The organism is Wolbachia endosymbiont of Atemnus politus (assembly GCF_013309895.1).
Genome location: NZ_JAAXCS010000057.1, coordinates 1 through 7,932 on the forward strand (window position 1 = coordinate 1; position 7,932 = coordinate 7,932).

General features: G+C 37.1%; 6 protein-coding genes. 1 reads left to right on the forward strand and 5 read right to left on the reverse strand.

All coding sequences use genetic code 11. The annotated features are described in order from the left end of the window. Positions 1–256 precede the first annotated feature (256 nt). From HET73_RS04545 to HET73_RS04560, 4 genes are all read right to left on the reverse strand, one after another. Entirely contained in the window at positions 257–871 is a 615-nt protein-coding gene (locus tag HET73_RS04545) for a hypothetical protein (RefSeq protein ID WP_174134093.1), read from the reverse strand. Positions 872–900: 29 nt separating this feature from the next. Further along, the gene (locus HET73_RS08290; RefSeq protein WP_343033086.1) at positions 901–1,287 is read right to left on the reverse strand and encodes a DNA methyltransferase; all 387 of its coding nucleotides are present in this window, start codon (positions 1,285–1,287) and stop codon (positions 901–903) included. 1,353 nt (positions 1,288–2,640) lie between these two features. Next, positions 2,641–3,156, reverse strand: a complete 516-nt coding sequence (gene ruvC / locus HET73_RS04555; protein WP_174132752.1) for a crossover junction endodeoxyribonuclease RuvC — start codon at positions 3,154–3,156, stop codon at positions 2,641–2,643. Continuing rightward, the gene (locus HET73_RS04560; protein ID WP_174132751.1) at positions 3,157–3,975 is read right to left on the reverse strand and encodes a cytochrome c oxidase subunit 3; all 819 of its coding nucleotides are present in this window, start codon (positions 3,973–3,975) and stop codon (positions 3,157–3,159) included. A gap of 151 nt (positions 3,976–4,126) precedes the next feature. Between HET73_RS04560 and acnA the strand changes: the two genes are divergently transcribed. Beyond that, the gene (gene acnA, locus HET73_RS04565; RefSeq protein ID WP_174132750.1) at positions 4,127–6,712 is read left to right on the forward strand and encodes an aconitate hydratase AcnA; all 2,586 of its coding nucleotides are present in this window, start codon (positions 4,127–4,129) and stop codon (positions 6,710–6,712) included. 152 nt (positions 6,713–6,864) lie between these two features. Here acnA and HET73_RS04570 read toward each other — a convergent pair whose 3' ends face one another. Continuing rightward, positions 6,865–7,326, reverse strand: a complete 462-nt coding sequence (locus HET73_RS04570; RefSeq protein ID WP_410543551.1) for an HK97 family phage prohead protease — start codon at positions 7,324–7,326, stop codon at positions 6,865–6,867. Between the last annotated feature and the right edge of the window lie 606 nt (positions 7,327–7,932).

Consider the following 7,932-nt stretch of genomic DNA (forward strand, 5'->3'; position numbering starts at 1 on the left):
GCTTTCTTCCAGGCTTAGAGCTGCCTTGATCAAAATTAGAAATCTCGAGCTGGGATTCGGCAGATTTCGCCGCTGCACCGCTGGAAGGACAAGTCCCCGCTGGTGGTCGCAGTTGAATCCTCAGACAGCGCACATCCTGCGCTTTCCGTTAGAGAAAATTCACTGCTCGATGAGCTTGCCAGAATAGCGAGATTAGGCCTAACGCGGAGCAAACCCGGAGCGCTTAGAATTAATTTGAAACAAAAATAGACCATATTTATATTGGATTCAAAGAAGACTGGATAATATATTGTTCGACATCTGCTACTTTTTCGAGCTTGGTATTAGGCTTTAAAACGTAGTACAACGCAAAGCTCATACAAACTAATCCAACTATTCGAACAACCACTGCTACTACAGGCATTTTCATGATATACAATGCAGCACCGCTTGCCAATAACAACACTCCAACAATGCCAGCTATAATTGGTTGAAACGACCTTTTTGATGATTTTTCATCCATAGAATTTCCCTTGCCAGATCCACTACATGGTTCAGCAGGAGAGGGGTTAGCAGGGGTGTTTGGCTCTTGTGCAGTAATTTCCTTGGCTTCAACTATAAGAGTAGTAGACGAAGCATCTGGATCTTCTATTGTTGTATTACTATTGTTGCATGTAGTGGTTTCGATATTAATAGCAGTGTCTGTTGTAGCAGTAGGATAGGGAATTTGCTGTTCTATCGTCGTCTTTACACTAAGAATATCTTCTGAAAGTTTTTCGGGTTCTTCTAAGAAGTCCTTACTGTTAGAGGCGCTTGCCGTTGGAGTGGGCTTTCCCTTCCAATTTTTGAGTTTTTTGACAATAGCTTTTCCTATTTTTTTCGGCGTTCTCATAACGTTTTCTCCTTATAAAATTTTTTGATTTAGTTGTGGTGGTTAACTGGTTCTAAGAACCTAAAAGCAGATGCAGCAAGATATTCTCTGTTTTCTTCAAATGCTAACCAGTAATGGTCTTCTTGCTCACATACAAAACCTGTTGTGTTAGAACCAGCAAAAATATCTAAAACAACATCTCCCGGTTGTGTTAGAAACTGAATAAAAAATTGAGGTAATTTAGCGGGGAATCGAGCTGGATGCTGTTTTATACCTAGTTGCTTACATGCAATAAGATACTGGCTATTAGACTCTGAATTAGGAATCTGCAAAAGATTTGATAGTATAGCTCCGCCATTATTTTTACCAAATCTACTACTAATATTATGCCCTGATGGTCGTTTTTTAGGAGTATAATAAGCTTCTGGGTTCTCGATAAGTTTTTTATGCGGTCACTGTATTTTACTAGCACCTTTGTGACATCTGCTTTAGGCCACTCTGTTTTGCTGAAGCACCATACTGTATTAACAGAATCTTTTGCTCTGATTTTTCTCTTATTTACCCATTCAATTGGACTTGGCAATTTAGAGGGATTATACCAGTAAAAATCTTCTGCAAGAAAGAAGCTTATATCGTCACAGAGATGTATAAGCACTCTAAAATTATAGACTTCGAGATGGCACGCCTTTTTCATAAGCCCCATCCAGATCAAGTACAAAACTGCCTGTATCTTTGAGTTTGCTATGTACTAATTTTGCAAATTGGCTAAGCCATGAAACATATTCCGCTTGGGATTCATTTCCGTACTCTTTTTTTTCTTTGCAAAGCAAACGGTGGGCTGGTGATTACGAGATCTAAGCTATTATCTGGTAGTTGCGGCAATAGGTTAAGTGAGTTTTCACAATATGCAGCTCCTCTATCTGTAGTATATATGGGTTTATTATTAAATTTAAATTTTTTCAATATGGGTATGTCACATAAAATCCATACATAAATAGCTATTTCGCCCCGCACAGGTGTTTTCATAAAGCTAAAAATATTTTGAAACGATATCAAATTATAAGGATTATATACAATGGTGGTGTATATATTTGGTAGAAAATTTAGCTTATCTTTTACATCGGCTTATTTAAGCAGCGTTAACACGTTTTGGTCTTTTGTAGATGAGTAATTCTCTAGGAATTGTCCTATTGAATTCTATGATATTATTGTGTGTACATTGTATAGAATGTCTTCGCAATCTGTGCAGGTTAACGACAAAAAACTTAGGGTATTTGGCGTATCATGTTTAAATTTTTGCACTATGTGTACCTTATGTCTTTGTAAATTTTCTGGGTTTTTACCTATATAAGCTGAAACGCGCTTATAAGTCGTTTAAGACAGTAGAAAACGTCAAATTGACAAGGAGAACGTGAATGACTAGCTACCATGGGGTTCTTTTGCCTTTTTTCCTGCTTAGTAAATTTCTTAACGTTAGATTAGTTGCATAAAAGCAGATAAACCCTAGCGTTTAGGATAGAAAACGCCGATATTTGAGGTACATAGAAAATAGCCAACCACCACGGGGCTCCTTTGCCTTTTTTCTTGATTAGTAAAATTTTTAATGTTTATAGCTAGAGGTTAATTGCAAAAAGCAGCTAGCGTTTAGAATAAAAAAACGCCGGTATTTTAAAGTAAATATAAATACCACATGGCCTCTTTTGCCCTTTAGTTTAAGTTATGTAAGAAGTCTATTCTATTAGCTAGCAAGGTAAAAATGCGCACATCCAATATTGGTCCTTTAGTTATCGTTACCTGTATTGAGTTTGCCGCTCTGCTGAACGGATACAACAAGAACCTCTCGTATAAGCATGACAAATTGCTATAGCAAGAGCATCAGCAGCATGGTGACATTTTATATTTAAGTCCTTAACTATCTGTTTCACCATAAATATAACCTGATCTTTATTAGCATGGCCGTTTCCGGTGATGCTTTTTTTTACATAGTTTGCGTCATATTCATTTACAGTTAGCTCTGTTATTTCTAGCACTAAAATTACGATTCCTCTCGCATATCCCAAAGTTAGTGAAGATTTAGGATTCCTATTAACAAAAATTTTCTCCACTGCAGCTTCACTTGGAGAATACAAAGAAACTACTTCTTTTAATTGTTCAAAAATTATACGTAGGCGTTCACCTATGCTGAGCTTACTGTCAGTTGATATAGTGTCACTGCCTAGAAATTCGATACCACTTTTTTCATTTAGATCAATAACAGCCCACCCGGTTTTACTTATTCCCGGATCAAGACCTATTATTTTTACCACTCAAAGAACACTTAGCCAATAAACGAATACAAATAAAAATATCCAGACTATATCTACAAAATGCCAATACCAAGATGCAAATTCAAAACACAAATGATCTTGAGGTGTAATTTGATCTTTTCGCGCTCTAAACAGACACACTGACAAGAATATTATTCCTATTACAATGTGCGCACAGTGAAACCCGGTAATCATATAAAAATTGGATGCATAGATTCCTGTTTCCTGTAGAGAAAAACTTGTCTCATGATACTCTATTGCTTGTACTATTATAAAAAACACTCCAAGCAATATAGTTATGGACAGCATTTTAATCATGTTCTTTTTATCATTTTCGAGTAAAAAATGATGTGCTGAGGTAACCGTTGTACCAGAAAGTAACAATACTAACGTATTCATGAATGGTAATGACCATGGGTCAGGCGGCAAAACTCCCTCAGGAGGCCATTCAACTTTTTTTGTAGGAGAAAATGCTTCAAACAAAAAAACCGGATCAAGCCAGGCTTTAAAAAATGAACAAAAGAACGCTATAAAAAACACAACTTCCGAAAGGATAAATAAATACATTGCAATCTTGAGTCCATGTTTTACAATTGCGGTATGACATTTATCATAAATGGCTTCTTTTATTACATCCCTCCACCAATAAAACAACACTCCTGATACTGCAGAGATTCCTAAAATTAAACCAAGCATCCCAGAAACTTGTTTATGGAGCGTGCCAACTAATCCAAGTGCAAGAATAAGAATTGCCGCTGATATAACGATTGGCCAAGGACTTGGATCCACTAAATGAAAGTCATGTTCTTTACTTTGCATACTACCTTTAAAAATACGTTTTAAGCATACAAATTAGCTTAAAATTGTCAATAATTATTGACAATTAGGATGTTTATTCCTAAAGTTTTGCAGGTGTGATTATGCTTATTGTAATGGTGGATCTTTTCCTTTTAAATAATGGTTATACGAGATGAATAATTCTTTAAATTCAAAAACAATTTTAAACATCGATGGAAAGTCATACAGCTACTTTAGCCTAAGTAGTGCCGGTAAATCTTTAGGAATAGATCTAACTAAGTTGCCCTGTTCACTAAAGGTTTTGCTTGAAAATTTGCTGCGCAACGAGGATGGAGTGAATGTAAAGTTGGGTGATATAAAAACACTAGCAAGTTGCGTCGAGAAACATGTTAATCACGAAATTAGCTACAAACCAGCAAGGGTGTTAATGCAGGATTTTACGGGGGTGCCGGCCATTGTTGACTTAGCTTCAATGCGTAGTTATGTGAGAAAAAATAGGGATAAAATAAATCCGTCTGTGCCTGTTGATCTTGTGATCGACCATTCTGTTCAAGTGGACAGTTATGGAAGCACTTTTTCGTTTGGTAAGAACGTTGAATTGGAAGTAAAAAGAAATTTGGAGAGATATCAGTTTTTGAAATGGGGAGAGTCATCCTTCACAAATTTTAGAGTAGTGCCGCCTGGTACAGGAATTTGCCACCAAGTAAATATCGAGTATTTAGCGCAAGTTGTATGTAACGAAAATGAGGTTGTATATCCAGATACCTTAGTTGGTACAGACAGCCACACTACTATGGTTAATAGTTTGTCGGTTCTTGGTTGGGGCGTTGGGGGGATAGAAGCAGAGTCTGTGATGCTTGGCCAACCAATTAGTATGGTGATTCCAGAAGTAGTTGGATTCAAATTAACTGGCAGACTGTCGGAAGGAGTAACTGCAACTGATTTAGTGCTGACAATTACCAATATTCTGAGAGCAAAAGGCGTTGTTGGTAAATTTGTGGAATTTTATGGTGATGGTTTAGATTATTTATCTGTGGCAGATAGGGCTACTATAGCAAACATGGCTCCAGAATATGGTGCAACTTGTGGATTCTTTCCAATTGATCAGAAAACACTAGATTATTTAAGCCTAACCGGAAGGCCAGAGGAACTGATTGATTTAGTTGAAGTCTATGCAAAAGAGCAAGGGCTGTGGCGAAGCAGTGACGAGTTAGCGTTTTTTGACATACTGGAACTTGATTTATCAAGTGTGAAGCCAGTAATGGCTGGTCCCAAAAGACCACAAGATAAGGTTTTTCTTTCACAAGTGGCAGAATCTTTTTCTACATCATTTTCAGCTAATGAGTCAAAGGAAAGCGATAAACTCCAAGATGGAAGTGTTGTTATTGCAGCAATAACAAGTTGCACCAATACCTCAAACCCAAGTGTGATGATTGCTGCCGGTCTTGTAGCACGTAATGCGGTTAAACTTGGAATAAAATCAAAGCCTTGGGTTAAAACCTCTCTTGCCCCAGGGTCACAAGTTGTAACGGAGTATTTAGAAAAATCGGGATTACAAGAAGATCTAAATGCTTTAGGTTTTAACCTGGTTGGGTACGGCTGTACAACTTGCATTGGAAATTCTGGTCCACTTAATAAAGATATAGAGGATGATATAAAAAGCAAAAACTTAACTGTTGCTGCGGTTTTATCAGGTAACCGTAACTTTGAAGGAAGAATCCATCCTTTAGCCAAAGCTAACTACTTAGCATCTCCACCGCTTGTTGTTATGTATGCACTTGCAGGTACTGTGCAAATTGACCTGACAAAAGATCCTATATGCAAAGATAAGAATGGAAATGACGTTTATCTCAAAGATTTATGGCCAACGAACAGCGAAATCGAAGACTGTGTTAAAAATGTTGTGACACGTGAAATGTTCATACAAAAGTACAAGGATGTTTTTTCCGGTGATGAACATTGGCAAAAGGTAAAATACAAGAAAAGCGAAATCTACAACTGGGACACGAGAAGCACTTATATACAAAACCCTCCTTATTTTGATGATTTATCGACGGGGGATGATAAAAATAATGCGGTTAACATAAAAGATGCACGGATACTAGCAATGTTTGGCGATAGTGTGACTACTGACCACATTTCCCCGGCTGGGAATATCGCTTCAAATAGTCCTGCGGGCATATATTTAAAAGGTCTTGGGGTTGAACCACAGGATTTTAATTCATATGGATCTCGCCGTGGTAACCACAACGTAATGATGCGTGGCACCTTTGCTAATATCAGAATAAGGAATGAAATGGTAAGCACTGAGGGTGGCTATACAAAACATGTGCCTTCTCAAGAGACTATGTCAATTTTCGATGCAGCAATGCGCTACAAGAAAGAAGCTGTTCCATTGGTTGTTATTGCAGGAAAAGAATATGGCACAGGTTCAAGCAGAGATTGGGCAGCAAAGGGTACCGCGTTATTAGGAATCAAAGCTGTAATTGCAGAAAGCTTTGAGCGCATACATAGGTCCAACTTAATCGGCATGGGTGTTCTTCCGCTTGTATTTCAAACCAGAAAGATATTTGATGGTAGTGAGAGAATAAACATAAAAGGCGAAATAGTACCAAATGGAAATTTAGAATGTATCATTAAAAGAAAGGATAATTCAGAGCAATCAATTCAACTCAAATGCTGCATACAAACTGCAGCTGAGATGAAATACTTAATGAGTGGTGGAGTGTTAAGCTATATACTTACACGTCCTTCTTGACTGTATCTCTGGAACCTTAGTACTGAGCATCTCGTTTTTTAAACTTTAAAAACTGTTCCTAAACTGAATCAAGATAAGTTATATATTTAGGTGCAAATATATAATAACTACTAACGCAGGTGTAAAGTTATGGTAAAGTTACAGTATAGATGCTAAATAAGTATTAATGCAAGCCAGATTTTAAGTAGAGATATTTGTAAGTTTGCCTTTCTTATTGCTCTTATTAACATTTCTTGTTCACTATCTTGGCTCTTTACATTAACTACCTGGGCAGCTAAATTTGCAGGAAAAGTGACCAAACTGACTTCCCATAGTTCCACTTGTCTCAGCACCCGAGCTCCACTTTTATGATCAATATCATATTTTATAGGTATATAGCCAATTGAAAGTCCATTGATTACTCCAGTTTTGAGCATTAAGTAAACCTCTTCTGCTTTTCTAATACCCAAAAGCAAATGCGCAGTTATGTAAAGACCAACATCATTCTCATAAATATCTATGATATTACCTATAGGTTCGCATGGATCATGTTGCCAAAGAAGTTTTATCTCATTTTTATTTAATTTTCCCTCAAATGCTCCAGGTAAAATCAGGTCATTCTGTTTATCAACTATGTTAAAAACGCTCGCGTAGCCGGAAAAATATGCCGTTTTCTCTTATATTTTTTTATTGATAGTGGTGAACATTTGCACACATTTCTTATTCATAAAGCCTCCTTATAGATTATTGGGAATTTTATTCGGAATATGCACTGCGGCATTACATCTATTATATACAGTACTCTAAAAGGGGGAAGCACTTTTTTAATTGTGGAAAAAAAGCAAATAAAGACCTCACCAGATCCTTTTTCTTGCCGCCCAGGTAGCTTCCTCACTTTATTTCAACAATTTTAAGCTCAACCCTACTGGATTGCAATTTCCGGATCCCAGTGCGTGACACTGGCCTTAACTTTATAAACTATATAAATATAAAAACTCAGCGTCACGCGCTGGAATGACAAGGTTACGGCCAGCACCCTTTATCTTGTCATCCAAGTAGCCTTTTCTTTGTCATCCAAATTTGTTTACAGTGTAAAGCAAACAACGAAAATAGAAGTAGTAAATCTACAAAGATCACTATGATGTCAGTTCTTTGAATTGTACAATTTCAGCTTGAGAAAGACCAGTAGATTCAGCTATTAAGTCGACAGATACGCCAGCTTTAAGTAGGTTTTTAGCCAC

Bases quoted from the DNA above. Each gene is read 5' to 3' on its own strand.
- HET73_RS04545 (WP_174134093.1), bottom strand. From the start codon at position 871: ATGAGAACGCCGAAAAAAATAGGAAAAGCTATTGTCAAAAAACTCAAA.
- HET73_RS04560 (WP_174132751.1), bottom strand. From the start codon at position 3,975: ATGCAAAGTAAAGAACATGACTTTCATTTAGTGGATCCAAGTCCTTGG.
- acnA (WP_174132750.1), top strand. From the start codon at position 4,127: ATGAATAATTCTTTAAATTCAAAAACAATTTTAAACATCGATGGAAAG.